1 protein-coding gene is annotated in these 19,621 nt (G+C 53.1%); it reads right to left on the reverse strand.

The genetic code is table 11. The features are described from left to right. Window positions 1–30: 30 nt before the first annotated feature. Window positions 31–19,611: a leukotoxin LktA family filamentous adhesin gene (locus tag ACOJUN_RS04400; protein ID WP_422135459.1), complete on the reverse strand. Its 19,581-nt coding sequence runs from the start codon at window positions 19,609–19,611 to the stop codon at window positions 31–33. Window positions 19,612–19,621: the final 10 nt, after the last annotated feature.

The following is a 19,621-nucleotide window of genomic DNA, read 5'->3' on the forward strand; positions in this document are numbered from 1 at the left end:
CTGCCCATCACTGGACAGGCCAATTACACCCTAGAAAAATCTCCCCCATCCCCAACTGCGGCTTTCAGAGGCAGGCTTGATATACGCATAGTGCTGTGTATCGACTTCCGTGCTGGTGCCCTCGTCATCGACCTGAGTCACCCGGATATCAGGTGCGTAAAAGCTGACGCCATGCCTGCCAGTCAGACTGAGTTCTTCAACCTCCACGCCATTTTCAGCACGAATCGAGCCACGCTCCATGGTCATTTTGCCGGCAAACAGGAGATCACCCACCACCAGCCAGGCGTTACCTTCCAGTTCATCAATGGACAGTGAGCCCAGAGTTGTCATGTAGATATTGCCACCAGTCGTCTTAAGCAGACTGGCCTGAAGATCGGCACGGGCCAGAATGTTGATATTGCCACTCTCAGTTTCTGCTGAAAGCCATGGCAGATCAACCACCAGCGGATGCCCGATACCTGTAGCAGCCTGAAGAACAGCCTCTCCGTTGCTGGCTGTCAGGTGACTGGCATCACGCCACTTACTGAATCTGTATTCATTGTTTCCGTAAATGCCGCCTTGTGCAGAGGTGAGAGCAAAGGCCAATCCATCAGCGTGGGATGTCAGACTGCCGAGATACTGGTTACCGCGGGTATGAATGGTTACCGCGCCACTGGCTTCAATGGAACTCTCATAGCCCATTGAGAAACGATCAGCTCCGTAATGCTCAGAGGAACCTATTGTCAGTGAGGCCGCCTTAAGGTCTGTCCAGCCCGAAAGACTAATGTCCCTCTCGGAGAACAAGCTTACAGCACCTTCAGCAATGACTGATCCACCCAGGTCAATATCTCCCCATCCTGCCCTGGCGGTGAAGTCGCCTCCTGCAGTCAGCGCACGGTAATTCTGGGAAGACGTGGTGCTGATGAAAAGATCACCGTCGGTTTCTATAACACTGTCATAGCCCGTGCTGAAGCGATAGGCACCGACCGAATCTTCTGAACCAACGGTAAGGGAGCCTGCTTTCAAATCAGTGTGTGAAGCCTGATGGATATCCCTTGCGGAATAAAGATTCATCGCTCCTGCGACGTTTACATCACCATTGAAATTGATCCAGCTATGTGCAATGGCGTCAAAATCACCGCCAGCCGTCACATCACGATAAGACTGGTAGTTTGTGGTGTGTATGAACATGTCGTCAGCAATCTCAATACGGCTGTCGTACCCTGCATAGAAGTTGTATGCCCCGGCCTGCTCCTGACTGCCAATGGTCAGAGAGTTGGCGCTGAGGACACTACGGCCTGAAAGGTCAATGTCACGTCCTGCCTGCAGTTGCATATCCCCTGCAGCAATCACGGAGTCAGCAAAGTAAATCCGCCCTTGCTCAGCCACAGCATTAACACTGCCACCGACGTTTGTTGCCTGATACTGCTGATCGTGTCTGGTATGAACCAACAGGTCACCATCAAGTTTGATGGTACTGCTGTGACCAACCGAGAAGTTGTAGGCTCCCACCTGTCTCTCTGACCCTACGGAAAGAGAGGTCGCTGTGAGGTCATTGTGGGATGACAGGTAGATATCCCTTCCCGAGTGGAGGTTCACAGCACCACCTGCCGTCACAGAGTCCCGGAAATGGATAGAGCCATATTCAGCCCTTGCCGTGAAATCACCGCCAACGATCAGTTCCTGATAGTCCTGGCTGTAGGTGGTGTTCACCAGCAGGTCGCCCTCTGTCTCGATGGTGCTGCCATACCCCACCGAGAAACGATAAGCTCCGGACTGATTGGCCGTTCCCACAGCGAGAGAGCCCGCAGTGATGTCTTTCCATGACGAGAGATAGACACTACGGTCAGACTCAACACTCATGTCTCCACCTGCTGTGACAGACTCCTTGAAGTGAACATCACCGTATGCACTGTCAACAGCGAAATCACCACCGGCGCTGACGTAGTAAAAGTCGAGTCCATCCCGGGTAGACACAGAAATATCATCCCCGGCCGTCAGGCTGCTACGATAGCCGGTGTAATAACGGTCAGTACTGAGACTGATATCTTCTCCAGCGACCAGATTCCTGCGGTATTGCTGATAAATGCGGTAGCTGGTATCAAGCTCGATGCTCTCGCCGGCATTCAGATCCTGATAGAGATACAGTTCATCGGTGCGAATCCGCAGAGAGCCGCCAATATCACCAATGGTACCGGTCAGATAGAGCCTTCCATCGGTCTCAAGCTCAAGATCGCCACCCGCGCTGATCTGCACACTGTCAGGCAGTGACAGCGTATTATTAATAAGCGCCAGGTTGCCACCGGCATCAAGCACAGTGTTTCGTCCCAGATACAGGCCGTCGGACTCAACCCGCAGGTCCTCTCCGGAAATCAGGCTGCGACCCACTTCCAGATAAACATCTTCAGGCGTAGTCAACAGAATATGTCGACCGGCATTGATGTCCTGCTTAAGCTGGATGTCACTGTCAGTGTTGACCTGGAAAGAGCCTCCTGTCTGCTGCACCTGACCATTCAATCTGACCAGACCACTGGTCAGCAATGCCATATCACCGCCCGCTCTCAGGCTGGTCGTGTCAGGCAAGCTCATACCATTATTGCTGAGTGTCAGGTTTGCCCCTGCGTGCAGATTGTTATTGCCCTGCAGATCCAGCCAGTCAGAAGTCACACGGATGCTGCGTCCAGCCAGCAGGTGTTTTTCGGTAGGCAGAACCACGGTTTCAGGAACAGTCAGAACAATATCCTGACCCGCATTGAGGCTGTGCAGAATATCGAGACCTTCAGCGCCGGTAATTCGAATGGAACCCGCGCTGGAACTTACCGGGCCATTCAGAACGACCTGACTTTGAACCGTCATGTCGATGTCATTGACAGCAGAAATTTCCACATCGTCGCCCATCTCAAAAGTGTTGAGCAACACAGTGACGCCATCCCCGGAATTCAAACGACTGTTGTCACCCAGCACCAGAGTGTCTGTGTCTATTGAGATGCCACCGGCTGAGGTAATGCTTTCTCCCGCTGCCAGATTCACTGCGCCTGGCTCTGAAAACGCAGACAGTCTCAAGACAACCGGGCTGCCTGTTCTGATGTTGGTATGTCCACCAGCAGTAACAGACTTGTTGAACAGAATCGGTCCAGATCCACTGAACAGGGTCAGATTACCTCCTGCCACCAGTTCGGAAAGATCCATCAGACCGTTGGTGGTCAGTTGCATGTTGCCGCCGGAGAGAATTCTGCTACTTGCCATCTCGAGGAAAGCAGCCTTGAGATCAAGGTTGCCACCCGCGCTCATGCTTCTGCCTGAAGCAATCAGGACACCCTCAACCGCTTCTATATTCATATTGCTGGAAGCGCTGATATCCCCCTGAACATTCAGCCCCTTGCCCATCTTCAGCGTCATGGCGCCTGCAGAAGCACTGATAGAACCACCGGCAGTCAGATCACCTGCGGTTTCTATTTTCACGTCCGCTGCAGCCAGAGAGCCGGACAGTGTCAGGTCGCCACTGGACAGTACATCAACGGTTCCCGCAACTGTGGCAGAATCAATGGCAAGCACGGAGCCTGATTCAATATCGACATCGAGATTACCGCCTACTTCCAGAACGCCAAGCAACATGGAGCCCGGTGTGTAGAGTTTCATGTCAGCACCGGATTTCATCAGACTGTTGTCGCCCATATCGATGAAGGCGGCATTGATGTCCATGTAGCCACCAGCGGTAATGCTTCGGCCAGAGGCCATTGTCAGCCCATCTGCAGCAACAATGTCGATATCATTGAAGGCACTGATATAACCCTGAACATTCAGCCCCTTACCTACCTTCAGGGTCATGGAACCAGCTGAAGAACTGAGGGAACCACCGGCAGTGAGTTCGCCTGCGGTTTCAATGGTGACGTCACTGGCTGCCAGAGAGCCGGACAGATCGAGATCACCGCTGGAAAGAATGTCGACGATACCCGCAACCGTCGCACTGCTGATAGCAAGCTCGGCACCCGACTCAATATCGATATCCAGGTTACCACCCACTTCCAGAGTGCCCAGCAGCATGGAGCCCGGTGTATAGAGCTTCATGTCAGCGCCGGATTTTATCAGGCTATTGTCGCTCATATTGATGAAGGCGGCGTTAATGTCCATGTAACCACCGGCGGTAATACTCTTGCCGGCTGCCATAGTGACACCTTCAACGGCAACAATATTCATGTTGCTGAAAGCACCGATGTCACCCTGAACGTTCAGACCTTTGCCCATCTTCAGGGTCATGGAACCTGTTGAAGAGCTGATGGAACCGCCAGAGGTCAGGCCACCGGTTGTTTCAATACTCACATCGCTCGCAGCCAGAGAACCGGACAGCGTCAGGTCGCCACTGGAGAGAATGTCGACAAGCCCGGCAACAGTAGCAGAGGCAATACTAAGGGTTGAGCCGCCTTCCAGATCAATATCCAGGTTACCGCCAACCTCCAGAGTGCTCAGCTCCTGGTTGCCTTTGGTGGTGATCTGAAGATTCTGGCCAGACTTTATACGACGAGTGGCATACAGTCCCTTCTGTCCATCGAGAATAATGGAGCCCTGGTCACTGGTGATATCCGCATTCAGGAACATATCGCCACCTGAGGTAAGCAATATATTGCCTGCAGAGGTTGCGACTGTGTCAATCAGAGTCAGGTCAGCCTGGGTTTCGATGTCTACCTCACGGGCATCCAGACGAGTCGCGGTAATTGAACCCAGTTGAGCATCAAAGCCGTTGCTGGCAGTCAGGTCAATCACACCATTGCGGGCTGTCAGATTAAACAGGCTCATGCTATCCGACGCCGTCATAGTGATATTGCCGGAGCTGGTCACAGAGGCCAGAGAATCCATTGCAATCCTGTTGGCGTCAGCCAGAAGATTTCCACCCTGAGTGACAATGTCACCATTCAGGGTCAGCTGACCATTAGCCAGCAGCGTCAACAAACCTTTGGATGCAGTGACATCACCCAGAGTGAGGCCGCCAGACTGGGCGTAGATATTAGCACTGCCCACTCTGACGTTCATGGCGCCCAGGTCAATGCTGTCGGCATCTATGTCAGCGTCATTCCCAACGGTCATTGTGTAACCACCGCTGGTCAGAGCGCCATCCACATCCAGAGTCAGGTCAGTAGCGTCAATATTCCCCTGCAGAGCCAGGGCGCCCACTGCGCTGAGGGACAAGGTTTTGTCGATATCAACCTGCCCCAGCGTGAACAGGCTGGAGTCCTTCACGTTCAGCCAGGCATTGCCTGCGTCAGCACGGAAAGTTCCCGTACCTGTCATAATCAGATTCAACGCCCCGGAACTGCTGCCCAGATCGTGGCTGTTGACGTCCAGATTGAATGACTCAGCAGCAAGGAAGCTGTCGTTGTTGTACGACAGAAGATCATTACCGTTGGCTATGGAGAGCAGGCCACCAGCACTGATTGATCCCAGATAGAGATCACCACCCACACCCTGAAGGTACATATCCGATGCAGCACCCGCCTGCCTGAGCGCTCCTGTGAGATTGAGCTTCACGGCATTGCTTTGCGAGCCAATATCGCCACGGGTATTAGCGATAAACAGGTCACGAGCAGTTATATTGGTCAGCCCTGATTTAGCTTCAATGGCACCATCCACCACCAGACGAATGTCGTTACCGGAAGAAGCCAGACTGCCCAGGGTCAGGCCGGATTTGGACTCGATGTAGATCTCTTTGGTGGCCGATGCGTAGAGCTCCCCGGACATATCGATCTTGATCGGGTCAACCTGCTTGACGTTGAACGTTACATTGTTCTGGGTCACTGTCGTTGAAATATCACCGGCACCGGCAGCCAGCAGAGCGGCTTTCTGGGCGTCGGTAATGGTTCCGGAACCATCACGGCTGACAGTGAAGACCAGGTCATTCAGGTTTTCACCGACACTGCCGCCATTGGCAATCAGGTGAATGTCGGAAGCCTTGATGTTGGCCTCCCTGTTGGTCAGCTGGCTTGAAGCGTCGCCATTCAGCGCTGTTGCAGAGATACTGATATCCAGCTGGCTCTGCTTCCACTTTGCACCATCCACCATGCCGGTGTACCAGCTCGAGTCTTTCGCCAGAGTCAGGCGATAGCTCTGATCGTAACTGCCAGTGAGCAGATTGCCATAGTCATAACCGAAGAGAGTACCTTTCTGCTCAATGCCAATGGCGTCTTCAGCCTTGTCGTAAACATCAGCGGCAGCAACCTGATCTGCGAACCACTGTTCAAGTCCCTGATAGTCGGCCTTCACCAGACTGGTCAGTTCCACTTCGTCAGTGGTGTTGTAACGCACTTTCAGGGCTTCAACAAAGGCGGGATCGATGGTGAAACCGGCATCGCTGTCGTCAGACAGACGTTGCTTGATCATCCAGTAGCTATGGTACTTGTGCGTGAACTGGTTTTCGTAAGACGACACAGTCACAGCACCGGCGTCATCATCCAGCAGGTTCAGGCTGTCCCATACCGCAGCATCATAAGCCAGCTCTTCATCGGTCTTGTCCAGTCGGCCAATACCGTTGGTAATCCGGCCATTACCCAGCTTGATTACCACTTCTTCGTTAGCATTGGCGCTGTAAAGCTCAAGGTCGCCACTGGCCTGATTAACAGCAATATCAGTAGCGGCATTCAGTTTCACTGTGCCGGTGGTGGAAATATTGACGAACTGGTAGGTACCGGTATTGCCAATGGTTCCGACCTTACCAATACCACCGGTTGAGCTGGTCAGATCCAGACGGTCAGATTGAATAATCGTACTGCTGTCTTTGGCCACAATGCCTTTGTCAACAACACCAACAATGTCGTATTTGGCTTTCAGATGTCGAAGTTCGACATCACCATCGGCGCCTGTCACGTTGAAGTAAAGAGAACCATGACTGGAGCTCAGGCCCAACTCGTCGGTAATGATCGCCAGTGCATTATCCTGGCTGCCAATGCTGCCTCTGGCCGCAATGGTGGTCACGTCAGAGGTAATCGCGGTGGACCCCGAAGTGATCAGATTATTGAGCGTGCTGATATTCGTGGTGCCACTGGGGTTATAAACGTTACCGGTCAGCTCTATAGAAGATTTTGAGGTCAGGTCAATAAAGCCATTAGCCGAACCAGTGAACTGGAAGCTGATCGCGTTGTCCGCCTTCACATAGGTGTGGGCGTCCATCCACATACGATAGGGAACGTAAACCACAGGATCGACATTGGTCATGTTACTGCCGTAGTACTTGTCGTAGCTGAGGCCCCACTTCACTCCCCAGACATACTCACCACCACGGTCATAGACCTGGGTCAGGTAATTACTGGCTGTGCCATTGGAACAGGCTTCCGGCTTGTAGGAACAGGTGGTGTAATAGCTGGTTTCAGTGTTCCAGTTGGTTTCGTAATACCAGTCCCCCAAGGTGTTCGGGTACTTCGCGAAGTAGCCATCGATAGACTTGCCATCATAAGGCGCAGAGCTGTCTCCGGGCGGATCGAAGCTACGCACCACTGTCGCCCCTTCACGGATATAAAACAGCTGTCCGGCCATGGGGTTGTAGGTCATGGTCGACGTTGTTCCGGTGCCGCCAAGGCTCTTCACATAATTGGATTCGTCATAACTGACCGCCCAGGCGTCGGTCTCATACTGTCTGATTTTGTTGCCGGGCGAGTGAACGAACCATTCACTGTAATAGCTGCCATTTTTTCTTTTGTTCAGGTCGGTAATGCGGATAACACCAGTGGCATCGTCTCCGGCACTGATAGTACCGAGCACCAGCTGCTTGCTGGAGTCGTTATTGATGTCAATCTGGCCAAGACCGTCCTTAACGGTAATATTACCTTCTTCGCCGGTTGAGGAAATTCTGGCCCTGATAGCCACATAGCCACCGCCGCTGACCGGAATATCATCAGCCCTGAGCTTGCCGGTAGCAACATCATAAGTCAGGCCGATGCCGGAGGTACCATTACTGGACGACACATCAAAGTTATAATACTTCAGGGTTTTAAGGCCGGGCAGAGACGAACTTCTAACCCAGAGAGTCTTGGTTTCACCGGGCCTGATATTGACCACATCGCCGGCAGAAAGCCCGGCATCCCTGACGTAATCGGCGATAGTCGCATCAAAGCCTGAACCAACATCTACAGACCAGGAGTTGTCGGTACCGACAATGATCTTGCCGTTGATATCCAGACGCTCGGCATTAATAACAACCTTCTCACCAATAATCGAAGTGCCGGTGCCGCCGAGACTGCTTTTTACCTGGGAGTAGGTCGCGCTCTGCTCAAGTTTGGACTGTAAATTCTGAACAGGCTTGAACTTCCACTTGCTACCGCCACGACTGCTGCTGTTGGTGCGCATTTCGAATACTACTGCATCGCTGCCGTTGTATTCTTTACTGTCGCTGAAGCCCCAGTTGAAGTAGATGTTCATCTCGTCGTAGCCGTAGCTACCGCCCTGGTAATAACTCTTCTGGTCGTCGGTATGACGGATTGCACGGCCTGTAAACCAGTTATTGAAGTCATTAATACCAGTAGCATTGATGGCTGTGCTGTATTTGTCGTTGAGATAAAGCTGCACAAAACCTTCAGCGGAGGGTTTCCAGCCAGCAGTGTAGTTGACCAGCGCCTTGGGATCACGACCGTAAGTTTGTGGCTTGTTGGAATTCAGCAGCAGGCTGCCGTTCTCTACGTTCAGGTTAATGGCGTTAGCTTCGATGGTAGCCTGCTGAATCAGATCGCCTTCTGCCACATCAATATTGACACTGGACAGCAGGTTAGAGATATCACCATTAATAATAACGTCAGAGTCCAGGTAGTTGGCGCCGGTTGGTGCATGACTGATATCAATGCCAGTCTTCGACGTAAAATCACTGCCGGACTGCTCAAAGATGTAATTGCTGCCCAGCGAGGCACCGCCAGTGACAAACACGTTACCGCCGGTCTGATTGGTAATGCTCAGGTTTTCCAGCAGCAAATGTTCATCGGTCTTGTTCTCCACTTTGATGTAGGCGTCGCCTTTGGCAGTAAAGTCAGGTTTGTTACTGCCAGCCAGTGTAATGGTGTCTGCCACCAGGTTGATATTCCCTGCTGTAGCCTGAACATCCGCCACCCTGATGGCATCGTTCGGATTCGCAGACAGATCATTGACGATAGCCGACAGCAGTACAATTTCTGACTTCAGCTCATTGATCTCATCCTGGTAAGGGTTTGTGCCACCATCGACGATGCTCTCGGAGCCGGTGCCGGATGAGCTGCCGGTATCTTCGCCATCGCCATCACTCACTGTAATCCCATCGATAAGGATGCTGGAACCGTCCCAGGACTCCAGCAGGTCAACGCGATCCTGAAGACCCTTGATGTAGGCTTCCAGTTCTGCCCGGCTGGAGTACTTCTCATTCATCCGGGCTGCCGTACCATAACGGTAGAGCTGCTTATTAATGGTGCCGTCGGACTCTATTTCCACCCACTGATAGGCGTACTGCCCGGCAACTACCTTACCATTGCCGTTAAAGGTCAGAATATTACTGGAGCTGGAGTCACTGCTGCCAAAGCTGGTTTCAGAACTGAACAGCTCCAGGTAGGGATTCTTTTCAATGCCACGGTGCGTGGAACTGACCTGCCCTTCATTGGCTTCAATAAACACATGGCTGTCGGAACCAATGTCAAAACCATCAGCAAAGTTCACCTTGTTATTCAGGGTGATGTTGGATTTTGCCTTGTTGCCAGCCGGAATAGGAATAGCCGTCCAGTTATAGACGTTGGCCAGGGCATTACCTGTCAGTTGATTCTCCTGAAAGTAATTACTGCCACGGCCGCTGTAGATTCCGACATTACCATAACCATTGATAATGGCATTTTTACCAATATCAATCTGGTTAAGAACATCCAGATCAACGGTACTGACACCACCGGCAACACCCGCTGCCGCCCAGACGGTTACATTGGCCTGGGACACGGCACTGCCCCGGGAGTAAGTGCCGATACCAATCTCTCCCCTTGGGTTATAAAGTTCAGCCCCTTCACCCAATGAGATTTTGTTGCGGGTTTTGACATCCACATCGGATTCAGCGCCTGCCCCCTGCAAGGCACCACCGATTTCCAGCTTGGATTCGTCGTAGACAAAGAAATCCGTGTTGGCGTCCAACATAATGTTGTGGTCGTAAGTGCTGTCCATCCAGGCCAGGTCAGAAATCTTCAGCACAGCGTTTTTACCCACCACCACTTCGGCGGCGAGGTTTTTCAGATCCTGGTAGGAAAGCCCCGCAGTACCGTTGGCGGCACCACCGCCCGCGCCGTGAATAGAAGAGGTAAAGCCATTGAAGTAAGGATTCTGAATCTGGTAAGCGCTGTTGAAGGCGTCAATATCAATATCCAGCGCCGAGAAGCTGACATTCTCGCCCAGCTCCACCCTGGCATTGGTATCCACCTCGACCAGAGAAGTTGCGCCTGAACCACCCACTACAGAAACGGTGGTAGCATCGGTTCCGGCAAAGAACTCCGTCTCACTGCTGGCAGAAATATAAACACCACCGGCATCGACAGGAACAATCCGATAGTTGCCAGACCAGTCATCAATCTTGACCGCAGCGGACTCATTGCCATTGCTGTGATCACCAGCATCCATAACCGATTCTGCAGCACTGCCAGAGTAATAGCCGCCACCGCCTGCGGTGGTAAAGCTCTGGTTCTGGTTGTAACTGGTGGCGTCCAGAGTCAGGTCACCCGGACGTTCCAGGGCAGCTATCGGATTCTTGCCAAACTCAACCCGGCTTGAGCTGAAAGATTGAGCAACACCTGTCTGATAGCCTCCGGCCACCAGACCAACAAAGTAGCCGTCGGCATCAGCAATCTGCACCCCGGTATGACGGGCATTCACAGTGAAGTCAGAATACGGCAGATAAACACCATCGCCCACTCTGGCAATGGACTGAGACTTATTAGTGGCCCTGGCTTCACTGCCTGCAATACCAAGGAGCAAACCACCGGAAGCTGCAAAGGCTGCAGCATAGGCACTTTGATAACCGTCAGCGCCGCTGCCAGTTTCTGAGCGAACAATAACTTCACCACTGCCGTTAAATACCGTTCCGTCAGCCACTTCGGCTTCCGCTTTAGTATCAGCAATGGCATAAGCAAAAGAGCCGCCCATGGAACCACCCGCCGCAACGGTGACACCATAAGCACTGGAGTAAAGTTCCGATGCAGACTGGGCATTGATATTAACGGCACTGGAATCAGAGCCGGTATCAATGGTGCCGTAAACTGTCGCTTTTACATCGGAATCATCGCGGGCGTCAGTCACAACCCCCTGAACTCCTGCCAACAAACCGCCTGCCAGAGCGAAGCCTGTGCTCTTCACCATACCTTCGTTGAGGGCAGAAACGGTGATGTTGTTATAGCCGTCTATCAGCTTGCCTGTTTCACCCACCCAGGCATCAATGTCACTGTCCTTTTCTGCATAGCCAATGCTGACCCCAAGAGCCCCGGCGCCAATATTGATGTTCAGGGAACCATCGGTAACCGATGAGGGCTTACCGCTGCTGACATCCCCAAGACGAATATCGGTGGAATCGGTAGCGGTAACTTCAAGATCTCCGGTGTCGTTACCCTCTGCTGAGTTGATTCCGGCCACAACCCGGTTTTCACTGCGCGCATCGGTGTAGTTAATAACGACGCTGGTTCCACCCAGGCCAACAATAAAGCTCTTCATTTCAAGAGCGCCGTCATCGCTGCTGGCATTCTCCAGGCTTGCGCCGATCACCGCATTGTCTGCCTTGACATTGCTGTCTACGGTGGCGATGTTCATTTCATAGGAACGACTGATACCCACCACGCCTGCAATACCCACAGAACTGGCCTGAGCTGCGCCCAGCCCCTGGTAGCTGTGCTGCAGCGTACGACCGTTGACGTTAAGCGTATCGACATCAATCTTGCCGCCACTGATCCGGGCAGCAGTGACACTTTCACCACTGAGCTTGAGAGACTTACCTGATTCTGTCGTCGTTGAAGTAGAAGGCGTCTGACTGCGGGTTATGGTGACATTGTTATCGGCTTCCAGCGTAGCGATCTCTTCATCAGACAAATGTCTGTTATAGCTGGCAGTATCCGTAGCCAGAACCGTGTTGGCTTCGTTTCGGCTTGGATCAAACTCATCTTCAGCGTTGGTGCCATCTTCGGCTGTCGTATCACCCTGACCATAAAGAGCAAGACCGATACTGACCGCTGCGGCTGCGTTAGTGGATGCAGCACCAGCAACACTGATCAGATTGGACTGGCGCTGGGCATTGGCGTCAATATCCAGTGTGCCCGCTTCAATGTCCGAGCCAACCGCTTCACTGTAGACCTGGGAACGTCCCAGCACCACATTCGCCACAGCACCCACACCCAAACTGGCGCCAGCACCGATACCCGCAGCCCACTGATCAGCATCCTGAAGTTCTTGAGCATTAACGGTCACGTTAGTGGCGGCAGAACTGCCGTCACTGCCACGAATGTCTGTGGTGAGGTTGCTATTCTTGAGATAACCATGAATTGCAGCACGTGTTTCGCCACGGAATTCCGTAGTATTGATCATCGCTGCGACACCATAGCCGCCACCCAGTCCAGCACCAAAGACATAACTTTTTGCACTGGAAACCCGATCAGCATCCACTGTAACCGTATCTGAGTTCACTGCGGTAGTCAGGGTATCGCCGTTATCGTCCAGATCATTGCCAATAATGGCTTTCGAATCACCACCCACAATATTGACGGCCAATCCAATACCAACGCCCACTGTCGTACCGATACCGGCTGCACCGGCGGCGACATTGGCTTTCTGACGTCTGTCGGAGACAACCACTACCTCTCTGGCATTGGTTGTGCCTCCTCGTAACCAGGCACGCGTGTTACCGGCCTGTTCAGTGATAACCACTGAAGCAGCGCCACCCAGGCCACCGGTTGCGCCTAACCCGGCTGCCACACCCGCTGAAACGGCCTGAGCCAGTTTCGAGGTATTGGCGTCAATGGTTACTTTATCCGCATTAACAGTGCTGTTTTCAATCGTGGCTTCACTGGAACGCTTCTGGTCATTGGTGGCAAAACCACCGACTCCCGCGCCAGCGGCTTCACCGCCACCAGAAACGGCAACACCTGCAGAAACAGCCAGTCCCGCTTCATGGGCATTGGCGCGAACATAGACATCTGCACCATCTTCACCGGAAACGCCGGAGTTAATGGTGGCATCCTTGATATAAGCCCTGGTAGCGTTATAGGTGCCGTTAGTTGCTACATTGATATTGATAGCAACGGCCTTGCCACCAGCACCGCCGACAGTAATCGCGCGCTGCTTGGTTCTGGACGTTGCATTAACAACAAGACCATTGACCGATTCTTTGGTGCGCTCCACAGATAACGTGTTGAAGCCGGAAGTCAAGTCACCCATGGAGACAGCATCCGGATTGGAACTGTCACCGGCAGTAGAAAGATCCGGCAGATCACCATAGCCCTTGAGATCACCGGTATCCACCTGCATAGTGCTGCCCTTGCCTCTGGCAATCACAACTGCATCGTCAATGTAGGCTTCTGTTTTTCCGTATTCCATCGCTGTAGAGATGGCGACAGCACCAGCGCCTGCATCGACACCAATGCCGACAGCACCACTGCCCACCAGATTGACGCTCATCGCATCAGCATTGACCAAGACATTGTTCCAGGCATCTATTCGGGCATCGTCGGCAATTCTTGCTGTCACATTGCCGTCTATAACGCCGGTTCCCACTGAGCCCGCCAGGGATACCTGCTTGGAAGCCGCAACACCGGCGTCGATGGTCAACAGCCAGTTACGGCGGAAAGCGTCAACAGTAACGTTCTGCGCCTTGAGCGTTGTACTGCCAGGGTTGCCTTTGTTACCCAGCACTTCTGCCGTGACATCTGAATCGACACGGTTGGTAGCAATGGCGACACCACCGGCGGAACCATTGCCGGAGCCAGCACCCATCCAGGCTGTGGCTACGCTATCACTGTAATCCTGACCCTGGACAACGACATCACCGCCACTGGTTGAAGATGCTGCGCTGGAACGATTGGTGGCGGTGTCTTTAATACCGACTTCGATGGATTGATCGACATTGTTGGTAGAAATTGCGCCGGCAAAGCCAATACCACTCTGCCCAAGATTGGCACCTATAGCGATGGCGTTGCCCACCAGCAGATTATGATCATTGGATGTTCCGCTGAGCGCCCTGACGGTAAGATCCTCATCCACCTTAAGGCTGGTGTTGCTGACCCTGGCTTTTGTTGAATGCTCGTCAGTACCTACAAGATTCAGGGCTACTGCCAGACCTCCGGCAATAGCGCCACCCTGACCACTGGCCACCGCTACTGAACCAGCGACGTTAATCAGATCCATGTCATTCTGGGCGACCACAGACAAGTCACTGGCGTTGATGGTCCCCTTATCGGAACCGTTCCAGTCACCAATTTCAGCCAAGACCTGGTTATTCAGGCGGTTAACCGCAACAGAGCCGACACCGGAGAAGCCGCCAGTGCCTACACCCACACCAATGGCAACACTGTAGAGCAGGGAGTTGTCACGGGCATTGATATTAACGTCTGCCCCGGCTCCTGACTTATTGATATTGACGTCTTCCATGCGGGCTTTGGTTTCACTTTTCACATCCGCATGGGCGTAGGAAATACCCAGATTCTTCTTACCAGCTTGAACAGCACCGGCCACAGCAATGATGCGCTTGCCTTCTGAGGAGTAGTTGTAAGTCGAGCCGCTACCGTCTTCACTGGTGTGGACGTTGGTATTGTCCATGGCTTCAGCACCGCTGAAGTCGTAATCCTTGTTAGTATTGCTGGAGCCGAGGTCACTGAGAATCTTGTCAAGATCGCCGTCTTTCTCACCACTGGCATTAAGATTAACGACACCCGCCCCAGTGATGTTGGTGCCTTTCATCAGCGCCTTGGTGTCCGCACCGATGGAACCTATGGCAAAGCTGCCCTGGAAGCCCAGGGAATCTTCCTGATTATTGTTATAGCCAATACCTGCGGCGCCAATACCGATCCGGTTCAGGCTGCGGGCACTGATGTCGACCCGGTCAAAGTTATTGAGATAAGACCGGTTGGAACCACTGAAGTCAACGATGGCTTCGGTGGCTGCACCGTCATAAACATCCTCATCATAGGCGGTACTGAGAACATTATTGCCATCCGGGTTGGCGTCTCCGGGAATGGCGGACGGATCATTAATCTCGGCAAAGGTAATGGCCAGACCGGCCCCCTGCTTGCCGCCGCCGTAAAGGGTACCGCCCCCTACGCCAACATAACTGTTGTTATAGGCGGAGACTTCAAGATCATTATTCGCCCCCTGATTTGAGCTGATGGACGAACCTTCAATCCGTGCTGATGTGCCGTCGTATATCTGGGCACCCGAGATGGACAGCGCACCATTACGTGTCTGGCCAGAGGAAGAGTCCGGCCTGGTGACAGATAGCGCCAGGGCGACGGAAGTCAGTTCACCACCGTGCAATGCCTGAACATTTACGTCATCGGCATAAGTGATGACAGAGTCTTTAATCCAGGCCAGGGCATCATTGAAACTGATCTGATAGGAGATAGCCCCGGCAATAGTATCCTGATTGGTAGGCGAATTTGCTCCCAGCATAGACAGCGCTGCTGAACCTGTCGCAGAAGCCGAGATCACTTTTTCCAGAGCCTGAACGTCAACATCGACATCGTTGTAGCTGTTACCGTTCTGGTGACCGCTGATGGCAGCGCCATCAATAATGGCCTTGGCGTCCATATTATTGACGGAGACAGTAAAGCTGCCCGCCCCTGTCAGGCCCAGCTGCTCCTTGGAGACTTCCGCAGAACTTTTGCCAGAACCTGAGCCACTGTCGTCGTTCTTGCCGCTTTCTGAAGATTTGCCTATCGATGAATCACTGCTGCTTCCGGTAGCGCCGGTGTAATTCGCAGCCAGCTTTGAAGACAAGCCGTTGTACCAATTCTCGAACCTGGCGCCAATGCCGGGCTCATCACTGGGCTCTGTGGTTAATGCTCCGGCAACTGCCAGAGATCCGTTGGTGCCTGTTGAACGGGCACGCACGCTTACCGAATTAACGACGATGCCTTTTGTTGGATCAGGTGCCGTTGGCGAACTTGGGGAAGGTTTATCGGTCTCGTTATTGTTCTTGTCCTGGAACTTGACCTTATTGTATTCCTTTGAATTGTCACCAATAAACGCCTTGGTATCGCCCTGGGAAACGTTCGCCGCTATAGCGATGCCAACCGCTGACTGGTCTGACCAGCTGAAGGCACCAGCCGCCGCCCAGTTGCCAAATTCATGATCAGCAATGATAACGAGATTATCAGCGCTCAGCTGAGCCTGATTGTGCAGGGATGCGTGAGTCAACACTTCCGAATTGAGAAAACCAAGAACGCCGCTGAAGCCAATACCACTGGACTGCCCGGAGGAAGGCGTCACCAGGAAGTGACGTTCGTCCGTTTCTGCGTACACCCCCACATTGCCACTGGCATTGACCGTGGCTTTGCCAATACCCGCCACGGCTGAACCGGACTGCTGGATATAGGAAATGGAGCCGCCAACCGACTTACCTTTCTCATTGGTGCCGTTGGCGTTCGGTATCAGCCCCAGACTACCGAGATTACCAGCAACAGTAGCGGTTTCCATCAGGTTATAGGCCCTGACCGCTACCGAATCATCAAAAGAGAAGGTATAGGTGACGTCTTTAAAGACCTTGCTGCTACCCAGAATTCCGGGAACTTCACTGTTGGCCTTCAGTTCTCTGCTCGCACTCCAGTTGCCCGTACCGGTCGTCGTTATTTTGGCTTTGTCGCCTACCCAGGCCTTGGTGTCCATATCGTTCCACAGGACATTAAAGCTGCCGCCGTAGGCTTCCTTATCTGCAGCCGCAGCGGCATTGGCGAAACCGGTCAGAATATTGTTCTGTAACCCGCCGATACCGTTAAATTTGCCGACGACATCAGAGAAGGTGTCCCACTTGTCGTAGGTGGAGACAATAGGCATATGTTGCAGAGCAATGACACCGAGATTAGCCGCATCGATCTGTACCGACTGGCCGACTTCTGCTACCGCGTCACTGTCGTTAATGGCAAGGTTAAGGGCCAGCGCCAGACTTTTGTCCGATGCCGGAGTCTGGTTGCTGCCACTGGAATTCTCTTTGGGAGCCGATACAGCCGCTTCTGCCGAAGTTCTGTAACCGCCCTGGTCGCCTCCCAGGGCACCATTGTTGTTACCACCCGCAACGGCCTGATTATCGCTGCCCAGATCGGTCTGGCTGGCAACCAGAATATTGCCAGTCGCAATAATATGTGGTGCATCCGTCTGCCCTGATACATTGGTGCCGAGGAAACTGTAGGCATCGTGATCCGAAAGGTTGAGGGAAAATGCCAGGCCGCCTTTGAAGCTGACCTTGCCCGTTTCATCGGTGGGAGCAGAGTGCCCTATCGGGAGGTATTTGGTGGTGAAGTTGTGGACACCATTCTGCAACGCAGAAACCCCGCTGATGGCTTTGGAGCCGATGGTGCGCATGAACAGGTTACTGCCCACTGTCACACCGGAGTGAACCCTCTGGTTCAGAGTCCGGTCCAGGGCTGTGATGGTAACATTTCCCGTCTTATCCTGATCGGTTCCAAGGCTGCTGCCCAGCTCGGCCGTAGCATTGGTATCAAAATCACCCACAGCAACCGCAACACCATAGCGGGTTGCTTTCAGGCCATAGGCAGAAGCAGAGATATGGTAGTAATTCTGGTTCTCTGCGGCGACCACCAGGTTGTTGGCGTCCAGGGTAACGCCGCTGTCAATCTTGGCGGTTGCGTCAACATCGGATTCCCCGACGGCGGCAGCAATCACTACCTTGTTGGCATCTTCAGCAATAAGGTTAAATGCTGTGGCGGCCACATAGGACTCGTTGTGGGCAGAAACGTCCAGGTTTCCTCCCGCCTGAATCGTAGCCCCTGACTTCACGTGGGTGGTACTGGTTGCGTCACTGGTGGCGTAAACTGCCGCCAGTGCTCCGGGCAGAGCATTGCCCAGGGTAATGGCGGAAGCGTCGGAAACAGCATGGGATTCTGATGCCAGAGAAACATTACCACTGGCGTTTATATTGGCGCCGCTGTTGACGTTGACCGTTGCTTCAGCATCGGCGTCCATCAGGTAAAATGACGCTCCGGCAAGGGCACCACCCACCACCGAGCCCATGGCTACGCCAGGTTCCTCTTTGATGCTGCTGGCAGCTTTTGATTTGGCGCTTGCGGTCAGACTTCCGGCGTACACCTGACCACTGAAATCAATGTTGGTTGTCGCGCTGGCAGAAGCCAGGCTGACATTCTGGCTGGCTGAAGCCGTGAGCGTTACATCACCCCGGGCAGTGTCGCTTGAGTTTCGAGTATCGAGAACACTGCCGCTGTTCAGATCTATATCTTTGGAGTCAATACTGATGCCCGATTCCGCAGCCAAAGTGCCACTGACGCTGGCCTGAGTAGCAGCCGTGACCGTTACACTGCCCTCTGCATCCAGAGAACTGCCAGAATTCATCTGAACCTTGTCACCGGCAACTGTCACTGATCCATCAGAGAGAACACTGCCAATCAGGTTAATGCCGGAATCATTGGTTTCCGGAGAAGCGGCAGAACCACTCTGGAGAAGTACACGATTGCTACTGCCATTGAGAGTCAGTGTCGTAGATGTATTACCGTCAGCCTGAAACTGAATACTGCCGGACGAAGCCAGACTGGCGCCGTCTCTTGTATCCAGAGTGGAACCCGAGTTGACGGAAATTTTCTCAGCCGTGATGGTAAATCCACCATCGGCATAAAGATCACCGGAAAGGTTAATGGCAGCGTCTGCGCTGCTGGAAGCCTTGAGAACAATAGTGCCGCCATCGACCTTTAATTCGTTTGGAATAGTCAGGTCATCGACGTTAACCGCCGTGTAATCGTTGTTTTGTCCATAGTTGCTGACACCGCTGGCAGCCGCTGCATTGCCGGCAATGATGATAGCCTTTTCATCAACATCAATGGTGTTGGCGTAGATGTCTATGCCTGAAGCTGTGTTGATCTTGCCCTGGATTCTCACCAGGCCAGAGGAAGAGACGCTGAAACTGTTACCGAGGAGATCACTGACCTCACTGTCTACCGGCGCGCCATTGGACAGAAGCGCAGCGATTTCACTGCTATCGGGTGTTTTTATAGAAAGCTTGCCGACATTGACGACACCGGTCTCACCTACGATGAAGCCAGCTGAGCTGGCGAATACCACATTACCGCCGAGGGAGCCGTTCTTGTAGCTGTTCAGGATACCGTGTACTTCCGGCGCATCGGAGCCCCTGACGATATTGACCAGATTACTGGCGTCAGCAGGTACTGTCAGGTTAGCGGTATGGGAAGTGCCGACTACAAACTTGTCAAAGACATTGATGGCGGAAGCATTGGAGCGCTTTGTGGAAGTAATGGTATGGACATTACCGGAACTGGACACCGAGGTAATTCCATCTACGGCACGAATGTCGTTATCCACTGCCATTGCCGGCGCAGAAAACAGAGCACCGGTCACTACCGGCCAGGGAACCTTGTTGAATGTTGCCCTGTTAGCCAGGCCAATAGAGGTCGACAACAGCGTGCGATTAAAGCATGTCATAGAATCCCTT

It is taken from the genome of Endozoicomonas sp. ALD040, from assembly GCF_049275945.1.
Taxonomy (GTDB): domain Bacteria; phylum Pseudomonadota; class Gammaproteobacteria; order Pseudomonadales; family Endozoicomonadaceae; genus Endozoicomonas_A.

Bases quoted from the DNA above. Each gene is read 5' to 3' on its own strand.
- ACOJUN_RS04400 (WP_422135459.1), bottom strand. From the start codon at position 19,611: ATGACATGCTTTAATCGCACGCTGTTGTCGACCTCTATTGGCCTGGCT.